19 protein-coding genes are annotated in these 21,282 nt (G+C 58.9%); all 19 read right to left on the reverse strand.

Going from position 1 to position 21,282, the window contains the following annotated elements:
- Positions 1–245 precede the first annotated feature (245 nt).
- Positions 246–1,118, reverse strand: a complete 873-nt coding sequence (accD, locus tag ACMX25_RS37950) for an acetyl-CoA carboxylase, carboxyltransferase subunit beta (RefSeq protein ID WP_062086303.1) — start codon at positions 1,116–1,118, stop codon at positions 246–248.
- Between the two features lie 75 nt (positions 1,119–1,193).
- The gene (gene trpA, locus ACMX25_RS37955; protein ID WP_414954997.1) at positions 1,194–1,997 is read right to left on the reverse strand and encodes a tryptophan synthase subunit alpha; all 804 of its coding nucleotides are present in this window, start codon (positions 1,995–1,997) and stop codon (positions 1,194–1,196) included.
- Positions 1,998–2,059: 62 nt separating this feature from the next.
- Positions 2,060–2,956 carry a DNA-methyltransferase gene (locus ACMX25_RS37960; protein WP_414954998.1) on the reverse strand — a complete coding sequence of 299 codons (897 nt, stop codon included), beginning with the start codon at positions 2,954–2,956 and terminating at the stop codon, positions 2,060–2,062.
- An 11-nt stretch (positions 2,957–2,967) separates the two neighbouring features.
- The gene (gene trpB / locus ACMX25_RS37965) at positions 2,968–4,161 is read right to left on the reverse strand and encodes a tryptophan synthase subunit beta (protein ID WP_414954999.1); all 1,194 of its coding nucleotides are present in this window, start codon (positions 4,159–4,161) and stop codon (positions 2,968–2,970) included.
- A gap of 58 nt (positions 4,162–4,219) precedes the next feature.
- A complete protein-coding gene (locus ACMX25_RS37970; protein WP_414955000.1) occupies positions 4,220–4,897 on the reverse strand; it encodes a phosphoribosylanthranilate isomerase in 678 nt (225 codons plus the stop codon).
- A gap of 8 nt (positions 4,898–4,905) precedes the next feature.
- On the reverse strand, positions 4,906–5,739 hold the full coding sequence (gene truA / locus ACMX25_RS37975; protein WP_414955001.1) for a tRNA pseudouridine(38-40) synthase TruA: 834 nt from the start codon (positions 5,737–5,739) through the stop codon (positions 4,906–4,908).
- 7 nt (positions 5,740–5,746) lie between these two features.
- Positions 5,747–8,227 (reverse strand): FimV/HubP family polar landmark protein, encoded by a 2,481-nt coding sequence (locus tag ACMX25_RS37980; protein WP_414955002.1) that lies wholly within the window; start codon positions 8,225–8,227, stop codon positions 5,747–5,749.
- 182 nt (positions 8,228–8,409) lie between these two features.
- Entirely contained in the window at positions 8,410–9,531 is a 1,122-nt protein-coding gene (gene asd / locus ACMX25_RS37985) for an aspartate-semialdehyde dehydrogenase (protein ID WP_414955003.1), read from the reverse strand.
- A gap of 463 nt (positions 9,532–9,994) precedes the next feature.
- Positions 9,995–11,062, reverse strand: coding sequence for a 3-isopropylmalate dehydrogenase (leuB, locus tag ACMX25_RS37990; protein ID WP_414955004.1), 1,068 nt, complete (start codon positions 11,060–11,062; stop codon positions 9,995–9,997).
- A gap of 47 nt (positions 11,063–11,109) precedes the next feature.
- The gene (leuD, locus tag ACMX25_RS37995) at positions 11,110–11,760 is read right to left on the reverse strand and encodes a 3-isopropylmalate dehydratase small subunit (protein WP_414955005.1); all 651 of its coding nucleotides are present in this window, start codon (positions 11,758–11,760) and stop codon (positions 11,110–11,112) included.
- 44 nt (positions 11,761–11,804) lie between these two features.
- Positions 11,805–11,936 (reverse strand): entericidin, encoded by a 132-nt coding sequence (locus ACMX25_RS38000; protein ID WP_414955006.1) that lies wholly within the window; start codon positions 11,934–11,936, stop codon positions 11,805–11,807.
- Positions 11,933–13,342 carry a 3-isopropylmalate dehydratase large subunit gene (gene leuC / locus ACMX25_RS38005; RefSeq protein WP_414955007.1) on the reverse strand — a complete coding sequence of 470 codons (1,410 nt, stop codon included), beginning with the start codon at positions 13,340–13,342 and terminating at the stop codon, positions 11,933–11,935. Before leuC ends, ACMX25_RS38000 begins: the two co-directional genes overlap by 4 nt.
- A 581-nt stretch (positions 13,343–13,923) precedes the next feature.
- Positions 13,924–15,021, reverse strand: coding sequence for a polyphosphate kinase 2 (gene ppk2, locus ACMX25_RS38010; RefSeq protein WP_414955008.1), 1,098 nt, complete (start codon positions 15,019–15,021; stop codon positions 13,924–13,926).
- Between the two features lie 58 nt (positions 15,022–15,079).
- Positions 15,080–15,301 carry a YdcH family protein gene (locus ACMX25_RS38015; RefSeq protein ID WP_031362537.1) on the reverse strand — a complete coding sequence of 74 codons (222 nt, stop codon included), beginning with the start codon at positions 15,299–15,301 and terminating at the stop codon, positions 15,080–15,082.
- 421 nt (positions 15,302–15,722) lie between these two features.
- A complete protein-coding gene (locus ACMX25_RS38020; protein ID WP_414955009.1) occupies positions 15,723–17,591 on the reverse strand; it encodes a tetratricopeptide repeat protein in 1,869 nt (622 codons plus the stop codon).
- A 275-nt stretch (positions 17,592–17,866) separates the two neighbouring features.
- The gene (locus ACMX25_RS38025; protein WP_414955010.1) at positions 17,867–18,373 is read right to left on the reverse strand and encodes a DUF2199 domain-containing protein; all 507 of its coding nucleotides are present in this window, start codon (positions 18,371–18,373) and stop codon (positions 17,867–17,869) included.
- 523 nt (positions 18,374–18,896) lie between these two features.
- Positions 18,897–20,198, reverse strand: coding sequence for a citrate synthase (gene gltA, locus ACMX25_RS38030; protein WP_414955011.1), 1,302 nt, complete (start codon positions 20,196–20,198; stop codon positions 18,897–18,899).
- A gap of 88 nt (positions 20,199–20,286) precedes the next feature.
- A complete protein-coding gene (locus tag ACMX25_RS38035; RefSeq protein ID WP_062086335.1) occupies positions 20,287–20,559 on the reverse strand; it encodes an FAD assembly factor SdhE in 273 nt (90 codons plus the stop codon).
- Between the two features lie 14 nt (positions 20,560–20,573).
- Entirely contained in the window at positions 20,574–21,278 is a 705-nt protein-coding gene (locus tag ACMX25_RS38040) for a succinate dehydrogenase iron-sulfur subunit (protein ID WP_031362534.1), read from the reverse strand.
- Between the last annotated feature and the right edge of the window lie 4 nt (positions 21,279–21,282).

Raw genomic sequence — 21,282 nt, forward strand, 5'->3', positions numbered from 1 at the left:
AGCACCGTGCTTTTGGGGCACCCATGAATAGAAACTGCACGCTGTGGACACTTAGGGTAGAGCGGTGAAAGCGTTTTCTTTGCTTCGTTTCTTTGTCGCTTTGGACAAAGAAATGACGCGCCGCCACGCGCAGTGGCTAATAGTGATAAAGAAAACAGCTAACACCGAACGCGCAAAGACCTGGAAAGCAGCAACCCAGCATCAACCCCGACACCAAACCCAAACCCCGAGTGCAAACGAAAGCCTTAGGCTACTGCATCAGCCGGCTGCAGCGTCAACAGTGCAATCAACCGCGCGATTTCTTCGCGCATCTTCCGCCGATCCACGATCATGTCGATAGCACCCTTCTGGATCAGGAATTCCGAACGCTGAAACCCTTCCGGCAGCTTCTCGCGCACCGTTTGTTCGATCACACGCGGCCCCGCAAACCCGATCAGCGCCTTCGGTTCAGCAATCACCACATCGCCCAAAAACGCAAAACTAGCGGACACGCCGCCCATCGTCGGATCGGTGAGAACGGAGATAAACGGCAGCTTGGCTTCGGCCAACTTCGTCAGCATGGCAGTAGTCTTGGCCATCTGCATCAACGACAGCAAGCTTTCCTGCATCCGCGCGCCGCCCGACGCCGTGAAACAGATAAACGGTGTGCGCTGCTCGAGCGCATTACGCGCGCCGCGAGCAAAACGCTCGCCGACAACCGACCCCATCGACCCGCCCATGAACGAGAACTCGAAGCAGGCGGTCACAACAGGAATGGTGTGGATCGCACCGCCCATGACGACCATGGCGTCGGTTTCGTCCGTATCTTCCATCGCCTCTTTCAGGCGGTCCGGGTACTTCCGGCTGTCCTTGAACTTGAGCGCATCGACCGGCAGGATCTCCTGGCCGATTTCATAACGGCCTTCCGGATCAAGCAGCCCGTCCAGCCGTTCGCGCGCGCCAATCCGCATGTGATGGCTGCATTTCGGGCAGACATGCAGATTTGCCTCGACGTCATTGCGATACAGCACCGCTTCGCACGACGGACACTTGATCCACAGCCCTTCCGGAATGCCCTTGCGGCTTTTAGGATCGGTTTGCTTGATCTTCGGCGGTAACAATTTGTCGAGCCAGCTCATCGTATGTTCTTCCTATTTTCTCGTGTTTTGCGGCCATTTGGAGCGGATTTGATCCCTCCGGGCCGCAATAACGGGTTATTTTGCAGAATCGAGCGCAGAGCGAATTTCAGCGATAAACCGCGTCAGCATCTCGGCCGCCTTCTCCGGCGGCGCTTCTTCAAGCAGTTGCACGAGACGGCTGCCAATCACCACGGCATCCGAGACATCGGCCACCAGCCTCGCCGACGCAGCGTCGCGAATGCCGAAACCCACCCCCACCGGCAACGCAACATGCGCCTTGATGGCCGGGATTTTACTCGCGATGCTGGCTACGTCCAGATTTGCTGAACCTGTCACGCCTTTCAGCGACACGTAATAGACATATCCACTCGCCACTTTGCCGACCGCTGCAATGCGTGCATCGGTCGACGTGGGCGCAAGCAGGAAGATTGGATCGATGCCGGCAGCGCGCATCGATGCACTGAATTCCACGGACTCTTCCGGCGGGTAATCGACGACCAGAACGCCATCCACGCCCGCGTCCTTCGCCGCTTTGGCAAAGGTTTCCGTGCCCATCCGTTCGATCGGATTGGCATAGCCCATCAGGACTACCGGGGTCGTTGTGTTGGTTTCGCGGAAGCGTTTCACGTCAGCGAGAACATGTTTCAGCGAGACGCCCTTCGCCAACGCGCGCTCGGACGAACGCTGGATGACGGGACCATCGGCCATCGGGTCGGAAAACGGCACGCCGAGTTCGATGACGTCCGCGCCGCCCTTGGCGAGCGCGTGCATGAGTTCGACGGTTTGCTCAGGGTTCGGATCCCCGGCCGTGATGAACGGGATCAAACCTTTCTTGCCCTGCTCGGCCAACGCCGCAAATGTGCTTTTAATACGGGACATGAATTAATCTCTTTGCGCGATACGCGCCTTTTAGCGTTTTTTAGTAGTGACTTTTGAGCGTGCTAAGCGGCGTTCGCTCGGTCAACGGCAGGGTCTGCGTGTGCAGTGCCCGGTTCAGCCTGAATCCCAACGGAACGCGTTTCCGCGACCCGTTTTTCGGCAATCGCGTGATAGTCGGCGTTGATCTCGTAGCCAACGAACTCGCGCCCGTGACGCGCACAGGCAACGGCGGTCGTGCCGCTGCCCATGAACGGATCGAGCACGCGGCCGCCACGCGGACAACTCGCCAGAACCATCCGCTCGATAATCTCAAGCGGCTTTTGCGTCGGATGATCCACGCGCTCGGCGTGCTGCCTGTGCAGTCGCGACACCGACCATACGTCCTTCGGGTTGTAACCGAGCTCCAGCCACTTGCTGCCTTCGAACAATTTGCGCGAACGCGCCTTCTTCGTCACTGCGTCGTAGGGGATGCGAATGGGATCGAGATCAAAGAAGTAATCCTTCGACACCGCGAAATAACCGATGTTGTCGTGCACCGACGTATATCTGCGCACCGTTCCACCCATGCTCGGCACGCGCCGGTCCCACACGATCTCGTTGACCATCGTGAGGCGGCGCTTGAGGAACACGAAGATCTCCGGCGCATATTGCCACGTGCAAAAAATGTAAAGCGAACCGCTTGGCTTGAGCTTCGGAATGGCCAGTTCAAGCCAACCGTAGGTCCAGTCGAGAAAGGCATCGCCGGAACGCATGTCCGAGTCGTTGCCGTAATCCTTGCCCAAGCCGTACGGTGGATCGGCGACGATCAAGTCGATCGAGCCGTCCGGGAGGTTCGCTGCATCGGTCAAGAAATCGCGGTGATGCAAATGAATCCCGCGTTCGGTGCTGCCGTGGACGCCATTGGAGACGTCACCACCGGCAGCGCCGTGCGCGCTTGCATGATCGATTTCATCGCGCATCGGCTGGGGGCTCAGAACGTGATGCCGGTGCGCTCGGCGACCGTATGCATGTCCTTGTCGCCACGGCCTGACAGATTGACAAGCAGCAGCTTGTCTTTCGGCAACGTGGGCGCGAGCTTCGCGGCGTAAGCGAGTGCATGGCTCGATTCCAGCGCGGGAATGATCCCTTCGATCCGGCAACAATCGTGGAAACCTTTCAGCGCTTCTTCGTCGGTAATGCCCACGTACTCGGCACGGCCCGCATCCTTCAGCCACGCGTGTTCCGGGCCGACGCCGGGATAATCCAGCCCGGCTGAAACCGAATGCGTCTCGATGATCTGGCCGTTTTCGTCCTGAAGCAGATACGTGCGGTTGCCGTGCAGGACGCCCGGACTTCCGCCGATCAGCGACGCCGCGTGACGACCGGTGCCGATCCCATCGCCAGCTGCTTCCACGCCGATCAACTTCACCTCTTTATCTTCGATATACGGATAAAAGATGCCCATCGCATTCGATCCGCCGCCAACACACGCGATCACCGCATCCGGCTGGCGACCCGTCATTTCGGGCATCTGGACCTTGCATTCATCGCCGATCACGCGCTGGAAGTCGCGCACCATCATGGGATAAGGATGCGGCCCCGCCACCGTACCGATGATGTAGAACGTGTTTTCCACGTTCGTCACCCAGTCACGCATGGCTTCGTTGAGCGCGTCTTTCAGCGTCTTCGAACCGGATTCGACCGGCACGACGGTCGCGCCGAGCAGCTTCATGCGATACACGTTCGCCGCTTGGCGCCGCACATCTTCCGAACCCATGTAGACCACGCATTCCATGCCGAACCGCGCGGCAATGGTCGCCGTGGCAACGCCGTGCTGCCCGGCGCCCGTTTCCGCGATCACCCGCGGCTTGCCCATCTTGCGCGCGAGCAGCGCCTGGCCAATGACGTTATTAACTTTGTGCGCGCCGGTGTGATTCAAATCTTCGCGCTTGAGGAAGATTTGCGCGCCGCCGAGCATCTCGCTCCAGCGCTTGGCGTGATAGATCGGCGATGGACGCCCCACATAGTGCTTCAGCTCGTACTCGTATTCCGCGATAAACGCCGGATCCTTGCTGCATTCAGCGTATGCATCGCGAAGTTCATCGAGTGCATGGATCAGCGTTTCAGATACGAATGTGCCGCCATATGGACCGAAATGGCCCCGATCGTCTGGTAAGTTGTACATGTGTCACTCTCTCGATACGTGGCAGCGTTGCGCTTGCCCACGTAGGTTCCCATCTGGATCATCCGGCGTCTGCTTCGCGCACCGCACGTACAAACGCCGCCATTCGGGCGTGATCTTTCACGCCCTTCGCCCCCGCTACTTCGATGCCGCTGGAGACATCGACTGCGTAAGGGCGCACGCGCCGGATGGCGTCAAGGACGTTTTGCGCGTTCAACCCACCACTCAAAACGGCCCGATGCCCGAGATCTGTTGGGATAAGTGACCAATCGAATACCTTTCCACCGCCACCGTAGCCGTCGACAAGGGTGTCGAGGAGCAAGCCGCTGGCTGCTGAATATTTAAGAGATGATTCTACCAAATCGCGCGCGGTGGCATCAGGCCCTACCCGCACAGCGCGCCACCACGGCAAACCGGCCACTTCGGCAAGCGCCTCGCATTGGGCCGGGGTTTCATCGCCGTGAAATTGCAGCAACGATAAGCGCACGTTCGATGTCACCTCCCGAATCCATTCCGGCGTCGCGTTGACGAACAAACCGACCGCCGAGACGAGCGGGGGCACGTGCTCCGCCAGTTCGATAGCCTGCCCCACGCTCACTGAACGCGGGCTCGGCGGATAGAACACGAAACCGACGGCGTCGGCGCCGAGCGCGACAGCGGTATCGACGTCTTCCGTTTTTGATAATCCGCACAGCTTGATTCTGGTCCGACGCAAATCGTTGCGTAAGTCGTTGTTCATGCCGTCACTCATGCTTTGTCTCGTTGCTTAGTCTCGTTCTTGTTGTCCTGCCAGACCGCGCTCCACGGGTAGCTGCCCAAGCGCGGCGCGGGCACTGCGAAGTTCTCAGGATAGCCGACCTCGGCCAAATACAGGCCGTCGGGCATGAACGTGGGCGCGGCGCGCTTGCGGTCTCGGGCTTCCAGCAATTCCGCCATCCATGACGCCGGATGTTTGCCGCGGCCGATTGCGACGAAACATCCCATCAAGTTGCGCACCATATGGTGCAAAAACGCGTTCGCCCGAAAGCGAAAGTGGATGAAATCGCCCTGCTCGACAATATCGATTTGATGAAGATATTTCACCGGCGTCTTCGCCTGACATTCCGACGAACGGAACGCGGTGAAATCGTGCTTGCCGATCAGGCTGGCGGCGGCTTCGCGCATCGCGTTGGCATCGAGCGGCGCGTAGCACCAGCCGGCCCGGCCGGTGATCATCGGCGAACGCACGGGGTGGACGTACAGCGCGTAGAAATAGGTGCGCTCGAAGGCGCCGAAGCGCGCATGGAAGTCGTCAGGCATCGGCCGCGCCCACTGGACCGCGACGCTCTGCGGCAAGAACGCGTTCGTGCCGCGCACCCAGGCGAAGTCGGTGCGCTCGAGTTCGGTATCGAAATGGACGACCTGGCCGAGCGCGTGCACGCCGGTATCCGTGCGCCCCGCGACGACCGTCTGCACGCGCGTTTGCGTGAATTTCCCCAACGCGCGTTCGAGAACGTCCTGGACGGTCGGCACGTCTGATTGAGTCTGCCAGCCGCTGAACGCCGAGCCGTCGTACTGGATGCCTAATGCAATTCGTTTCACAGGCATCTCAGGACAGCGGCGCCAATGTGGATAACAGCGTGGCCGCGGGTTGGCGCGTGGCCGGATCGTTTGATTCGATCACTTCCTGCAGCAACGTGCGCGCACCGGATAAATCGCCGAGTTCAATGTATTCGACAGCCAGTTCGAGCTTGTTGCGGGCTATCGTCGAGATTTGCTCGGGGGTGAAGGCCGGCAGCGGTTCGGTCTGGCTCGATGGCGAGTTGTAGTCGAAGTCGAGGCTCAAAGGGCCGAAACGCGATGCGCCAAGGCCCGCCACCGATGCCGCGCCCGCCGTGCCGGATTCGATTTGCTCGCTCACGGATGGCGGGGGTGTGGCCGGTTCAGGGTGGCTGTGCTGTGCGTTTTGACGATCGAAGATGGCTGGGTCGGCGATCGGCTGGGGCGTGGCGGGCGCGGGGGTTAAGGGGGCTTCGGTTTGTGCAGCGGCTTGGGTCGGAGCGGGCGCCTCCTGACGCGGCGGCAAGCCGAAATCGAGCGCGCTCAGGGCTTCAATAGCCTCTTGCGGGAATTTAGGCTGCGGGAAACGCGAAGCCGGCGACGGCTCGTCGTCATAGGTGGACTGGCCTTCGGCGTCGTTTCGATCGTCTGATGCCGGGTCAGGTACAGCCGGCTGGGTCGATGCCGAGTGTTCTCCACTTTCGTGCGCGCTAGAGGTGTGCGTCGATGCTTCACGGGCAGCGGCTTCACGTGCTTCTGCTTCGCGCGCTTCTCGTTCCCGGGCCTCTTCTTCGCGGGCAGCAGCCTCGCGGGCTTCGGCCTCGCGCGCCGCAGCTTCACGGGCTTCGGCTTCCCTCGCTGCAGCTTCACGGGCCGCAGTCTCGCGAGCTTCTGCTTCCCTTGCCGCAACTTCACGGGCTTCCGCCTCACGCGCCGCAGCTTCACGGACTGCAAGTTCGCGGGCTTCTACTTCACGGGCCGCAGTCTCACGGGCTTCCGCTTCGCGCGCAGCAGTTTCGCGGGCTGCAACTTCGCGAGCTTCCACCTCACGCGCTTCCGCTTCGCGCGCCGCCAACTCACGCGCCGCAGCTTCACGCGCTTCAGTTTCCCGCGTCGCCGCTTCCCGTGCTTCGGCCTCTCGCGTCGCCTGTTCTAACGCGGCGGCCTCACGAAGCTCCTGCTCCCGAGCTTCCATCTCCCCGCGCAACGCCTCGGCGCGATCAGCCGCCGCCCGTTCCGCAGCCAGCGCCGCCTCAATCGCACCCGGACGCGGCGGCGTGAAATCGCGATGAAGCGCTGCAGGCGCACCGGGCATGAACGGCGCGCGTTTGGTGTCCGCATCGCGCGCCGGACTTGCCGCATCCTGCGCGCGGCTCTCGCTCAGCGTGACTCGCGCACCGTCGGCATCGTCGTCTATTGCATTGCTTTCGGAGGGGACAGGCTTGTCTTCGGTCGGGGTGTCGAAGGACTGCGCGGCATCGTAGTTTTCCATGCTTGCAGCCACCACGTTCAGCTCGCCCTGGCCGCGCTCAATCGATGCGCCGTCAAGATCAGCAGCGCCCGTGGGACTTTCGGCGTGGCTCGCCGATCCGTGGTGATGCGGCGGGACGGCGGTCTCAGGCGGCGTGAACGATGGCGATGGTTCTTGCGTGCGTTCATTGGCAACCGCAGCACTTGCAAGACGGCGCCGCTTGCCGGCCCGCATCACGAGCAGCAACAAGCCGATCACGACGACGGCCCCAATAAGCCAGCCGATCGGCCCGTTCATCGACGTCGCCGTAGAACCCGTCGCTGACGGCGCACTGACCGGTGCGACAGTCGCAGCGGGTGCGCTCGATGCGCTCAATGCCGGGACCGCTTCCGATGCAGGCGCAACGTCGCTTGCGCCTGCAGCCGCGCTCGCAGTCGTCGCAGGTTGAGCTTCGGAGGTCGGCAACGCCGCGTTCGGCTCGCTCGATGCATTGGGCGCGACCGGCGCAACAGCGCCACTCGTCGCAACAGCCGCCACTCCGTTCACCGCGCCGACGGCATTCGATGTCCCCTCGGCCGGCGCCGCGACCGCCACCGCAGCCGAACCGCTAGCCTCGACTGCCGGCGCCGCCGATACGGCCACGGGCGCAGAAGCACCAGAGGCCCCTGCAGCCACCGCCGCGTCCTCGACCACCGGCACGTTCAATACCGATCCGAGCTTCAACCGGCTTGGGTCATGACCCATGAACGCGTTGGGATTCGCGTCGAAGAGCGCGCGCGCCATCTTTTCGCGTGTGGCGCGGTCGGTTGAACCTGTGATCTGGGTGGCAATATCGCTAAGCGACTGCCCGGGTTTCACGCTGTACTGCGTGACAGCGCTCGCCGATGCCGCCGACGCATCCAGAACGGCTGACGCGCTGCCGGCCTGGGCGATGGCATCGGAGGAAACGAACGTTCCGAGCAGCACACTCGCGAAGCTTGCCGCGATCAGCGCCGCGCGCCGCGAGCGGCTCAGGAAGCGAAGCTGTGAATGAAGCGGCCGACTCGGACGAACGATCATTGAAACTCCAGGCGAGTGGACAGCAAACAAGAACCCAACAAAACGGGACAACATCTCAACACGGCGACGAGTTCGCGGCGGAAATTCAGCAACCCAGGCAGCAAACCCGCCGCAAAACGACAAAGCGTCGCGCAAGCGCGACGCTTCATTGAACTACACCGCGTCGTGGCGCGTAGTTTACTTTACTTGTCCAGCAGGATGCGCAGCATCCGGCGCAGCGGTTCTGCCGCGCCCCACAGCAGCTGGTCGCCGACCGTGAACGCCGACAGATATTCACCGCCCATGGCCAGCTTGCGCAAGCGGCCGACTGGCACCGTCAGCGAACCCGTGACAACCGCCGGCGACAAATCGCGCATCGACGCTTCCCGTTCGTTCGGGACAACCTTCACCCAGTTGTTCGCCGATGCCAAAATGCCGTGCAATTCGTCCAGCGGCACGTCCTTCTTGAGCTTGATGGTCAGCGCTTGCGAATGACAACGCATTGCGCCAATCCGCACGCACAGGCCGTCCACCGGAACCGAACCCGGCTCGCCCATGGCCGGCAACCCCAAAATCTTGTTGGTTTCCGCGCCGCCCTTCCATTCTTCCTTCGACATGCCGTTGCCAAGATCCTTGTCGATCCACGGAATCAGCGAGCCGGCCAGCGGCACGCCGAAATTATCGATGGGCATACGCTCGCTGGACATGGCTGCCTGCACGCGCTTGTCGATATCGAGAATAGCCGACGACGGGTCCGCCAGATCTTCCTTCGCCGCGCCGTAAAGCACGCCCATTTGCTGCAGCAGTTCGCGCATGTTCTGCGCGCCCGCGCCGGAAGCCGCCTGATACGTCATGGCGGTCGTCCATTCGACCAGGTTCTGATTGAACAGGCCGCCGAGCGCCATCAGCATCAGGCTGACCGTGCAATTCCCACCGATGAAATTCCGGCCGCCCTTAACAAGCGAATCCTTGATGACGTTCAGGTTCACCGGGTCGAGAATGATTACCGCGTCGTCCTTCATGCGCAGCGACGAAGCCGCGTCGATCCAGTAACCTTTCCAGCCTGCCGCGCGCAGTTTCGGGAACACCTCATTCGTGTAATCGCCGCCCTGGCACGTAATGATGACGTCGCACTTTTTCAGGTCGTCGACGCTTGTCGCATCCTTGAGTTTCGTCTCGTTTTTCGCGAATGACGGCGCGTCGCCGCCTGCATTGCTGGTGCTGAAAAACACCGGTTCGATCAGGTCGAAATCGCCTTCCTGTTGCATGCGTTGCATCAGGACGCTGCCGACCATGCCGCGCCAACCAACGAGACCTACGTTCATGACTAACCTTTTTTGTGGACATTTCCCCGCTTGGGCCAGACCCTCCGCCGGCGTGACCGCGCGGGGAAGATGAGCGGGCACGACAGGCGATCAGCGGAACGTGATCGTTTTGAGGGAAATGGTTTTCGTAATGCGTTTGGACAGCGCAACCGTACCCGGCAGCGTGTTCATAAGCGTAATGGCGAGACGAGTCGTGCGAGCGCCTGAGCTAAAGCCGCCGCTTGAAGTCGAGTCCAGAGAGATTGAAGAGATCTTCGCCATGACAAAAGACTATACACGATAACCCGCATATTCGTCCCTCCGCGCGAGCGTTCCACGCCTTTCGACGCGTTTCGTGCGCTAAAAGAGACGAATCGAGATGAAATATCGCGATTGGCACCATCTTGAAAAACTGACTGCCGCGAGACGCTTTTCCACCGGAAGTTTTTACTAAATCGTCCGATGGAAAAGCACGTTACCCGATTTAAAGCGCCGCCAGAACCGCGTCGCCCATTTCCTTCGTGCCGACTGTACGGCCGTCCGGTGTCGCGATATCGCCGGTACGCAGACCCTGCGCGAGCACCTTTTTCACCGCCGCTTCGATCCGGTCGGCCTGCTCGACCTTGCCGAGCGAGTAACGCAGCATCATGGCGGCCGACAGAATGGTCGCCAGCGGATTCGCCACGCCCTTGCCCGCGATATCCGGCGCCGAACCATGCGACGGCTCGTACAGGCCCTTGTTGTTTTTATCGAGCGAGGCGGACGGCAACATGCCGATCGAACCCGTCAGCATGGCGGCTTCGTCGGAGAGAATGTCGCCGAACATGTTGCCGGTCACGACCACGTCGAACGCCTTCGGCGCCTTCACCAGCTGCATGGCCGCGTTGTCCACGTACATGTGCGACAACTCGACGTCCGGATATTCCTTCGATACATCGATCATCACATCGCGCCAGAATTGCGACGTTTCGAGCACGTTGGCTTTATCGACGCTCGTCAGCTTCTTCGCGCGCTTTTGCGCGGCCTGAAACGCCACGTGAGCGATACGACGCACTTCCGGCTCGGAATAGCGCATGGTGTCGAAGCCTTCCTTCGCGCCTTCGAACAAGCCATCCGGCGATGACCGCACGCCGCGCGGCTGGCCGAAATAGATGTCACCGTTCAGTTCGCGGATGATCAGGATATCCAGCCCCGCGACAATTTCCGGCTTCAACGACGAAGCCGCCGTCAATTGCGGATAACAAATGGCCGGACGGAAATTCGCGAACAACTGCAGATGCTTGCGCAGACCCAGGATGGCTTGCTCCGGACGCAACGCGCGTTCGAGCGAATCGTATTTCCAGTCGCCCACGGCGCCGAACAGGATTGCATCCGATGCTTTTGCCAGCGCGAGCGTTGCTTCCGGCAGCGGATGACCGCTCGCCTCGTAACCCGCGCCACCGACAGGCGCTTCTTCGAGCTCGAACTTTTCGTCGAGCGCGTTCAGGACCTTGACGGCTTCCTTGATGATTTCCGGACCGATGCCATCGCCGGGCAGCACTGCAATCTTCATGGTGTTTCCTTTTCTTTGTTGATTCGTACGCTTCGCACTATTCGCTTTTATCCGACGAGGCGGTTGTTCAGCCACGGCTGCTTCAGGAGGCGCTCGTTCTCATATTGCTTGATCTTGTCGGCGTGACGCAGCGTGAGCGCAATGTCGTCGAAACCATTCAGCAGGCAGAACTTGCGGAAGCCCGGCACTTCGAACGAAAACTCGGAGCCGTCACCCGTCAGCACGACCTGACGCTCGAGATCCACCGTCAGCTTGAAACCGTTGAACGCGTAGGTCTCGTTGAACAGCCGGTCCACTTGGCTATCCGTCAGGACGATCGGCAGCAGGCCGTTCTTGAAACAGTTGTTGAAGAAGATATCGGCGAAACTCGGCGCGATGATCGCGCGGAAACCGTACTGATCCAGCGCCCACGGCGCGTGTTCACGCGAGCTGCCGCAGCCGAAATTCTCGCGCGTCAGCAGAATCGACGCGCCCTTGTAGCGAGGCTGATTCAGCACGAAATCCGGATTCAGCGGGCGTTGCGAATTGTCCTGGCCGGGTTGGCCGACATCGAGATAACGCCATTCATCGAACGCATTCGGGCCGAAGCCCGTGCGCTTGATGGACTTCAGAAACTGCTTCGGGATGATCGCGTCCGTGTCGACGTTCGCGCGATCCAGCGGCGCCACGAGCCCGCTATGTACTGTGAATTTTTCCATGATCCGTCACCGGTTTGGTCTGCTTGACCGTTCTTTAAAACCGCTTACTTGTCGGCCGCGTTGCTGATCGAATTGCCGAGGTGATGCAGATCCTCGCCAAAGCCGTGAACCGTGTTGCAGCCCGCGACGCCGGCAAAAACCGCGATCAACCCCAGCACAATGAAGACGCGCTTCATGTCAGTTCGCGGATATCGACGAAATGGCCTTCAATAGCAGCAGCCGCCGCCATCGCCGGGCTCACCAGATGCGTACGGCCACCTGCGCCCTGACGCCCTTCGAAGTTGCGATTCGATGTGGATGCACAGCGCTCGCCCGGCTCCAGCCGGTCGGCATTCATCGCGAGACACATCGAGCAGCCCGGTTCGCGCCACTGGAAGCCGGCGTCGAGGAATACCTTGTCGAGCCCTTCGCGTTCCGCTTGCGCCTTCACGAGACCGGAACCCGGCACGACCATCGCCAGACGAATATTCGGTGCAACTCGGCGACCCAGCGTTTTCACCACATAGGCCGCGGCGCGCAAGTCCTCGATCCGCGCATTCGTGCACGAGCCGATGAAAATCTTGTCCGGCTTGATCGACTGCATTGGCGTGTTCGGTTCGAGCGCCATGTACTTCAGCGCGCGCTCGATTGCGTCGCGCTTGACCGGGTCCTTTTCTCGCTCAGGATCCGGCACTCGGCCGTCGATGGACGTGACCATTTCCGGCGACGTGCCCCACGTCACTTGCGGGACGATTTCGGCGGCGTTCAGCTCTACCACGCGATCAAACTCCGCGCCCGGATCGGACGTAAAGGTGCGCCAATAGGTTGCTGCCTGCTCGAACTCCGCGCCATGCGGCGAGTACGGACGATCTTTCAGGTAGTTGATGGTCGTTTCATCGACGGCAACCATGCCTGCGCGCGCGCCCGCTTCGATCGCCATGTTGCAGACCGTCATGCGGCCTTCCATGGACAGCGCCCGGATGGTCGAACCGCCGAACTCGATGGCATAACCGTTGCCGCCCGCCGTACCAATCTTGCCGATGATGGCCAGCACGATGTCCTTCGCGGTGCATCCGCGCGGCAGCGGTCCTTCGACCTTGACGAGCAAGTTCTTGCTCTTCTTTTGCAGCAGCGTTTGCGTGGCGAGGACGTGCTCGACTTCCGACGTGCCAATGCCATGCGCCAGCGCGCCGAACGCGCCGTGTGTGGAGGTGTGGGAGTCGCCGCAAACAATGGTCATGCCCGGCAGCGTGGCGCCCTGTTCCGGCCCGATGATGTGCACAATGCCTTGGCGCAAGTCGTTCATCTTGAACTGCGTGATGCCGTAGGCGTCGCAGTTGTTGTCGAGCGTGTCGACTTGCAGCTTCGAGATCGGGTCCGCGATGCCATGCGAACGGTCGGTAGTCGGCACGTTGTGATCCGACACCGCCAGATTCGCGCTGATCCGCCACACCGGCCGCTCGGCCAGTTTCAGACCCTCGAACGCTTGCGGGCTGGTCACTTCGTGAAGCAAATGACGGTCGATGTAGAGGATGGACGTACCGTCGTCCTCAGTGTGGATCACATGCGAGTTCCACAACTTGTCGTACAGAGTCTGGGCCATGGTCTTTTCAGGTGTTGTGACTGCGGGGGTGTTTTTTGGTTTGATGATTATGCCACGCAGGATCGCGTCTTGCGCTAGTGCTTCGAGAAAAAACCGATATAAAACAGTGAGTTAGGGTAGTAGTGGAGCTACCTGTATGGGGAGTGCTGGGATGCGCGGTTTAACCAGAATGCAGAAAAGAATCAGCCGCTTAGCCGCGTCGCCGGCCTGTTAAGAAAGCAAATCAGGAAAAGTCAGCCGCGCGGAATAACTGGCCTGATTGCGGCGCCTCGAATTCGATATCCGCAGCGATTGGAGCAGCTAGCCGCTCGACAATGCTGTCGGTGGAGGCGCCGGCGCCGCGTGGAAACTCTTCAATGGCAGCAGGACATAGGCTAGATTGCCGCGGTCTGCGATAAAACCGGGGCATCGCTCGCCATGCGTGTCTCGTTATTTTTGTCTTGATCTGTCACATCCGGGTTCTCGGTAAATTCGTGTAGAAACGTCGCCCAACGGACGAATTGCCGAGCATAAAAAATGGGTGTGGGCGCTGATTGCACCTACACCCGTCGAATGTATCAACAGTTCGTCTCAAGCACCTGCTACAAAGCCCGTCCCACGATCAACGGATCGACCATTCCAATCGCGCGAACATCCCGATTCGCATACGGAAGCTTGTGCAGAATATGGCGCATTGCATTAAGCCGCGCCCGCTTCTTGCAGTCCGAGCGAACCACCGCCCATGGAGAATCGGCCGTGTCCGTTTGCGCGAACATCGCTTCCTTCGCGTCCGTGTATTCGTTCCACTTGTCCAGCGATGCGAGATCGACCGGACTGAGCTTCCATTGCTTGAGCGGATGAATCTCGCGTTCCTTGAAGCGCCGGCGCTGTTCTTCCCGGCTCACGGAAAACCAGAACTTGACGACGTGCATGCCGCTTTGAACAAGTTGCCGCTCGAACTCGGGAACCTGCTGCATGAAGTCGTTGTATTCATGTTCTGAACAAAACCCCATGACCCGTTCCACGCCTGCCCGGTTGTACCAGGAGCGGTCGAACAGCACGATTTCGCCCGATGTCGGCAGGTGCTGAACGTATCGCTGGAAGTACCATTGGCCGCGCTCCGATTCGGTCGGCTTTTCGAGCGCGACAACTCGCGCGCCGCGCGGATTCATGTGTTCCATAAAGCGCTTGATGGCGCCGCCCTTGCCGGCAGCGTCGCGTCCTTCGAACAGGATCACCAGACGCTGGCCGGTCTCCCGTACCCACGCCTGCAGCTTCAGCAATTCGACCTGCAGCGCATACTTCTGCTTTTCGTACGCGTGGCGCGACATCAGGTTCCGATACGGATACCCGCCCCCACGCCAGTCACGCGCCAACTCGTCGTCTGGATGCCGCGATGCGCGCGCGTGCCAAAGGGCCGGATCGCCTTCTAGCATCACGCTGCGCAAGGCGGTGGATTCATCCGGGGAAAGACCGTTCATCAATGTCTTGATGGTGTCCATCAGCGTGCCCGGGTCCTGCGCGGCACCCTGCAACACGTGTTGCAAAGTGCTAGAAATTTGCTCATTGGCCGCCTGGACAGCGCGGCCGGTTTCATCGATCTGTGCTGCACGCGGAGTGCGGGTCTCCAGAACGTCGCCGCGAGAGACGCTTCGCACGGCTGAATGGCGGGCGTCGGATTTGTCGTGCTGTGATGTCAAAGTCTGTTCCTTATAACTAGGCGCCCCGCCTCTCAGGTTTAAACGAGGCGCTGCCTGCTTAAGCCGGCGTCGCGGCCTTCTTCAAGACAACGTAGAGCTTGTCCTTCAAAAGCAGCTTTTCCTTCTTGAGCGTTTCGATAGTTCGACCGTCCGCGGGTAGCGGCCCACCCTCCATGTTCTTGATCTCATGATCCAGTTCGTTGTGACGCTGAAACAATCGGGCGAAGTGGGCATCTTCAGTCTTGAGCGTGGAAATCAGATCGCGAAATTCTGGAAACATCGGTAGCACCTCTTGCAGTTTGCGGGCAATGCCCGCAGGGTCAGTAAGCCTGGATATCTTGGCATTACTACACAAGTCACGTGTTGATATGGCTCGTGTTTGCGCGAGTTTTGGCTTGGACGGGTGGGGCTGGCAAGAGCGCGAAGAGCAGGACGGCAGATCGAGAAACATCGAGAAACAATCAGGCTCAAGAATGAAAAAAGCCCCAGCAAACACCCGCCGGGGCTTCCTTCCAACCACTACTTAATGCAACTTACCGCTTATCAATCTCCTTCGCTTCGCGCGGCGTATCGCCGATAAACAACTGACGCGGACGGCCAATCTTCTGTCAGGATCAGCGATCATTTCGTTCCACTGCGCAATCCAGTCCCCATACGCGCTATCGCCACCCCGCACGTGACATGCCCGTCAGAACGCTCTGCTATAGCTCCGTCAGTACAGTTTTTGCCGCCTCGTATCCTTGCCCCGCGGATAGTTGTAACCACTTGAGAGCCTCTTGCTTATCAGCTTTAATGCCTTGGCCACGGAGATAAAGTAATCCAAGGTTAAACTGGCCCGCAGGATCACCCTTCTGTGCGGCCGATTTTTCCCATTTCAGGGCTTCTCGGTCATTCCGTGCAACTCCATACCCGTTCATATACATCCAGCCCAATTTTGTATGAGCCAGCGCCAAACCTTGATCGGCAGCTAGCTGTACCCACTTAAACGCCTGCTGATAATCTTGCGTTACGCCGGATCCATCTATGTAGAGCTGCCCTACGCTCACCTGTGCCTCAGCGTTTCCAGCATCGGCCGCCAGCTTGTACCAATGAAACGACTTTTGCATGTCCTGAGGAACAGCTTCACCCAATCGATAGATATCGCCTAGATATTGTTGCGCTAACGTGTTTCCAAGCCCCGCTGCCAGCGTGAACCACTTCACTGCTTCGGGCCCGTTTTTGGGTGCCCCGTCCCCAGTTAGATAAATGAGGGCCACCATGTTTTCCGGCGCTCCCCGTTCAAAGAATTGCGATAGAGTCCCCTGCTCCACAGCTAACCGCATCAAGGCTAGGGCCTTCGGTTTGTCTTGCGGTACACCCTCACCGCTGAAATACAACGAGCCGAGAAAGTATTGCGCGCCGGGATATCCTTGATTTGCTGATAAACGGAACCAACTGGCGGCCTGCTGCTTATCTGCGGGAACACCAAGCCCTAACGCATATGCTCTGCCAACGTCATATTGCGCTTGGAGATTCCCCTGGATGGCCGAGCGATAAGCCCACTGAAATGCGATACTCAGATCGGGCGTTACACCAATTCCATTCGCGTACATCCGCGACAGTATGCTTTCGGCAACATCGGAATTCTGATCAATTGCCAACTTCAGCCAGCGTAGGCCCTGCTCGGTATCCTGCGGCACCCCGCCGAGGCCTTGAGCATAGATATTGCCGAGGTAGGCTTGCGCTGGTGCGAATCCCTGGTCCGCCGCTAAACGGAACAAATGCAACGCTTGCGATTTATCTTTATATTCGTCCGCTTCCCAGTAGGTCTTGCCGAGCTGATACTGTGCCACTGGGTACTTTTGGTTTGCAGCCTTTTGATACCAGCGAATCGCCTCTTCCCTATTTTTCTTACCGACTTGACCACTCCAATACATGTTGCCAATGTTTAATTTGGCCGCATCATATCCGTGCCCGGCTGATTTTTGAAACCACTCCAATGCTTTCGGATAGTCGCGTTTTGCGAGATAGTAGAAACCCAGTCTATTTTCAGCCGCCATATTTCCCTGATCGGCTGACAGTCGATACCAGAAAACTGCATGCTCTGCGTTACCGATGTTTTGATAGAGCCATCCCACCGCAAACTGCGCCTTTGCGTAGCCTTGCTGTGCCGCTGAGAGGTAATTCCTGAATATTTTAGTGTCTATTTCCGCGGGCATATCTTCCGTATATTCGATTTTCCAGCCGAACGTGGACTGCGCCATTGCATAACTCTGGTCGGTCCGTAACTGAAACCAACGGATTGCAACACGATCATCATCCAACGTATGTCCGGTCAGATACAGCGACGCCAACGCGTACTGTGCTTGCGCCAGCCCTTGTTTTGCCGCTCGTTCGATCCAGATCTGAGCTTGCCCCATATCTTGCGGCACGCCCTTGCCGGCTTCGTAATCCAGTCCTAACCTGTATTGCGAATTGGCGTCGTTTAAGGTCGTTGGCGCATTGTCTGATACGGCATTTTTATCCAATATCGTTGTGCATGCTTGGCAAAGAAAAACAGCCATAATGAGTAGATAATTTTTCGTTGTCATTTGTTTTATGATTAGTTACCGACTGCCCACACTTGTTTCGCCAGCAGGCCACTTGCATGCGAAGGTTCCCCTATGGAACGAGCACCTCGCGCTCCAACGTCGATGATCGAGGGCAGTTCCCGGCGCAATGAGCAGCAGTAGAGTCCTTCGGCGATCCCGACGACGCATCTCTGAAGACATACCTCGACCAACCAGACAGCCAGTAGAGCCCACGAAGGTACCGGGCGCGCCTATTCAGTTGGCTATGCCGCTGTGTTCGCTTTCAGATCTGGGCGTCAGTGAGCCCGGTCGGTCCGATGGAGAACCATCTGGAAAATAGCTTCAGCACGGTCCGCCGACATCCCTTTGTGAAAGTCCACAGACAGCGGATGATCCGATTCTTCGAGTTTGACCAAAGGCCTGAGCCCTCCAGCCCGAGCGAAAATACGCGACTGCTGTCCGGCTAGCGGCGGGTAGCCGGGAAGCTCATTCGCAAGCCAACTGAAGTACGGGCCTCCGGCCTCACGCCGTTCGAATCGCTCGGTGTAGTCGTCAAAGCTTCGCCTGCTCAGGGTCACCCAAATGCCCCAGAGAAATGGCGCGCTGGCACCAATAATTGGTATCTCAAGGCTTACCCGTGCGAAAAAGAATTCATCATCGACCGCACAAAGATCTTCCGAGCAGCGGACGCGCGACTTATGCTGATCTTGGGGAATTCCCGACAAGTAGTCCGGCACGGCGAAGGCAAGACTCGGCTCGCCCACGTGCCATTTATCGCATGTAGCGCATTGAAATCGAAACAATTTGTCTCCGAGGTCTTTTACTGCGTTTCGCTAAGGCGAGAGCCTTTCAAAATGAAAGTTTGCACTACTTCGTATCTCGAAACAAGCCATGCCTTGAGCTTCTGCGCATTAACCAGTGGTACCACTGTAACGCCTGGAATACGCTGCCTAACGCGTCCTTCGCGTTAGCCCGGCGCGAGGACTACGAACGCACGCGCCTACACGGTCGGCGTAGCGCCCAGAGCAATGACCCGCGTCTTCTATTCCCGCTCCGCCTCATCAACGTCGAGCATCACATCGGCCAGCAACGGGACAGCGGCATCCCCTGATGCCGAGACTCCCATGCGCACTCACCCTCACGCAGTTGTGCTTTAATCGCCGTGGTCAACTCACGGAAGGACCTACACTTCGAAGATTGCGCCCATGCTGGGCGCACAATAAGAAACGCCCCAACGGCAAACCCGTTGGGGCGTTTCTTATCCCGCTACACACTGCGCAGCTTTCAGCCCCAAACGGGCTTTACTGCGCCAACAACCGCTACCATTTACCGCTTATCAATCGCCTTCGCTTCGCGCGGCGTATCGCCGATAAACAACTGACGCGGACGGCCAATCTTCTGTTCCGGATCAGCGATCATTTCGTTCCACTGCGCAATCCAGCCCACCGTACGCGCCATTGCAAACACGCACGTAAACATAGCCGTCGGAATTCCCAGCGCGCGCTGAACAATACCCGAATAGAAATCGACATTCGGATACAGCTTACGCGACACAAAGTACTCGTCTTCCAGCGCAATCTTTTCCAGCGCCATTGCAAGCTTGAACAACGGGTCATCGTGCAGACCCAGTTCTTCCAGCACTTCATGGCACGTTTCACGCATCAGCTTCGCGCGCGGATCGTAGTTCTTATAAACGCGATGCCCGAAGCCCATCAGCTTCACGCCCGAATTCTTGTCCTTCACTTGCTTGATGAACTCAGGAATGTTGTCGACCGAGCCGATCTCTTCCAGCATGTTCAACGCGGCTTCATTCGCACCGCCATGCGCCGGGCCCCACAAACAAGCAATACCAGCGGCAATACAAGCAAACGGATTCGCACCGGACGACCCAGCCAGACGCACGGTCGACGTCGAAGCATTCTGCTCATGGTCCGCATGCAAGATCAAAATCCGATCCAGCGCGCGCACGAGCACGTCGTTGACCTTGTACTCTTCGCACGGGTTCGAGAACATCATGTGCATGAAGTTCGCGCTGTACGACAGGTCGTTCTTCGGATAAACGAACGGCTGGCCGATCGTGAACTTGTACGCCATCGCCACCAGCGTCGGCAGCTTCGCAATCATGCGAATGGCCGACACTTCACGATGACGCGGATCATTGATATTCAGCGAGTCGTGATAGAACGCCGACAACGCACCCACGGCAGCCACGAGCACCGCCATCGGGTGTGCATCGCGACGGAAACCACGGTAGAAGAAATGCATCTGCTCGTGAACCATCGTGTGCTTCGTGACGGTTTCAACGAAGTCTTCCTTTTCCTTGACCGTCGGCAGATCGCCGTGGAGCAGCGCGTAGCAGGTCTCCATGAAGTCGGCCTTGACCGCGAGTTCCTCGATTGGATACCCGCGATACAGCAACTCACCCTTATCGCCGTCGATGTACGTAATTGCGGAATTGCACGCCGCCGTCGACATGAAGCCCGGATCGTACGTGAACTTGCCGGTCTGGCCGTAGAGCTTGCGGATGTCGATTACGTCCGGGCCCAAGGTGCCCTTGTAGATCGGCATTTCAACGCTCGGCGAGTTGTCGCTGAACGATAGCGTGGCTTTAACATCTGACGGGGTCATAGCACATCCTCAATCGAAGTATGGAAACAGGTTTTCGATAATTCGCACGACTCTTGCACGACCGCATGAACTGGCTCAGTGAACTAAATCAGGCAGAGCGCAGCATCTCCAGCACGCGGGTCATATCCGGCGAGGCCAGTTCGCCATCCGGTTCCTTGCGTGCCAGCAGCAAGTCCATCAGGTCGTTGTCGCTCAGTTCCAGCAGTTGCGTCAGCACACCAACGTCCGCGTCACTGAGGTCGTGCTCATATCGGCTGAAAAAACGCTCGAAGATCAAATCGTTTTCCAGCAGACCGCGCCGCGCGCGCCAGCGAAGGCGCGCGCGGCGTAGAGGGTCGGACTGATGCCCGGAGTCATTCATGACACAAGTCCTTCTCAGACAGCGCGGCGCACCATCAATTCTTTAATCTTGCCAATTGCCTTCGTAGGATTCAGTCCCTTGGGACACACATCGACGCAATTCATGATGGTATGGCAACGGAACAGACGGTACGGATCTTCCAGGTTGTCGAGACGTTCACCCGTCGCTTCGTCGCGGCTGTCCGCAATGAATCGATAGGCTTGCAGCAAGCCCGCCGGACCCACGAACTTGTCCGGGTTCCACCAAAAGCTCGGGCATGAAGTCGAGCAGCTAGCACACAAGATGCACTCATACAGACCGTCGAGCTCGTCGCGCTCTTCAGGCGTTTGCAGACGCTCTTTTTCCGGCGGCGGCGTGTCGTTGATCAGGTACGGCTTGATCGAGTGATACTGGTTGAAGAACTGCGTGAAATCGCAAATCAGGTCGCGCACCACGGGCAAGCCCGGCAGCGGACGCAGCACGATCTTCTGCGGCAGGTCGTTCATGTTCTGCAAGCAGGCCAGACCGTTCTTGCCGTTGATGTTCATGGCGTCCGAACCGCACACGCCTTCACGGCACGAACGGCGGAACGACAGCGTTTCGTCGACCGACTTCAGCTTCAGCAGTGCGTCCAGCAACATGCGCTCATGCGAGTCGATCTCGATCTCGTACGTCTGCATGCGGGGCGCCGCGTCCTTGTCCGGATCGTAGCGGTAGATTTCAAAAGTACGCTTTGCCATTTCG

This window comes from Caballeronia eucalypticola (assembly GCF_047608185.1).
Classification (GTDB): Bacteria; Pseudomonadota; Gammaproteobacteria; order Burkholderiales; family Burkholderiaceae; genus Caballeronia.

Bases quoted from the DNA above. Each gene is read 5' to 3' on its own strand.
- trpB (WP_414954999.1), bottom strand. From the start codon at position 4,161: ATGTACAACTTACCAGACGATCGGGGCCATTTCGGTCCATATGGCGGC.
- leuC (WP_414955007.1), bottom strand. From the start codon at position 13,342: ATGGCCCAGACTCTGTACGACAAGTTGTGGAACTCGCATGTGATCCAC.
- gltA (WP_414955011.1), bottom strand. From the start codon at position 20,198: ATGACCCCGTCAGATGTTAAAGCCACGCTATCGTTCAGCGACAACTCG.
- leuB (WP_414955004.1), bottom strand. From the start codon at position 11,062: ATGAAGATTGCAGTGCTGCCCGGCGATGGCATCGGTCCGGAAATCATC.
- ACMX25_RS37970 (WP_414955000.1), bottom strand. From the start codon at position 4,897: ATGAACAACGACTTACGCAACGATTTGCGTCGGACCAGAATCAAGCTG.
- trpA (WP_414954997.1), bottom strand. From the start codon at position 1,997: ATGTCCCGTATTAAAAGCACATTTGCGGCGTTGGCCGAGCAGGGCAAG.
- ACMX25_RS38000 (WP_414955006.1), bottom strand. From the start codon at position 11,936: ATGAAGCGCGTCTTCATTGTGCTGGGGTTGATCGCGGTTTTTGCCGGC.
- ACMX25_RS37980 (WP_414955002.1), bottom strand. From the start codon at position 8,227: ATGATCGTTCGTCCGAGTCGGCCGCTTCATTCACAGCTTCGCTTCCTG.
- ACMX25_RS37960 (WP_414954998.1), bottom strand. From the start codon at position 2,956: ATGCGCGATGAAATCGATCATGCAAGCGCGCACGGCGCTGCCGGTGGT.
- ACMX25_RS38035 (WP_062086335.1), bottom strand. From the start codon at position 20,559: ATGAATGACTCCGGGCATCAGTCCGACCCTCTACGCCGCGCGCGCCTT.
- leuD (WP_414955005.1), bottom strand. From the start codon at position 11,760: ATGGAAAAATTCACAGTACATAGCGGGCTCGTGGCGCCGCTGGATCGC.
- asd (WP_414955003.1), bottom strand. From the start codon at position 9,531: ATGAACGTAGGTCTCGTTGGTTGGCGCGGCATGGTCGGCAGCGTCCTG.
- ACMX25_RS38040 (WP_031362534.1), bottom strand. From the start codon at position 21,278: ATGGCAAAGCGTACTTTTGAAATCTACCGCTACGATCCGGACAAGGAC.
- accD (WP_062086303.1), bottom strand. From the start codon at position 1,118: ATGAGCTGGCTCGACAAATTGTTACCGCCGAAGATCAAGCAAACCGAT.
- ACMX25_RS38015 (WP_031362537.1), bottom strand. From the start codon at position 15,301: ATGTTTCCAGAATTTCGCGATCTGATTTCCACGCTCAAGACTGAAGAT.
- ACMX25_RS38020 (WP_414955009.1), bottom strand. From the start codon at position 17,591: ATGACAACGAAAAATTATCTACTCATTATGGCTGTTTTTCTTTGCCAA.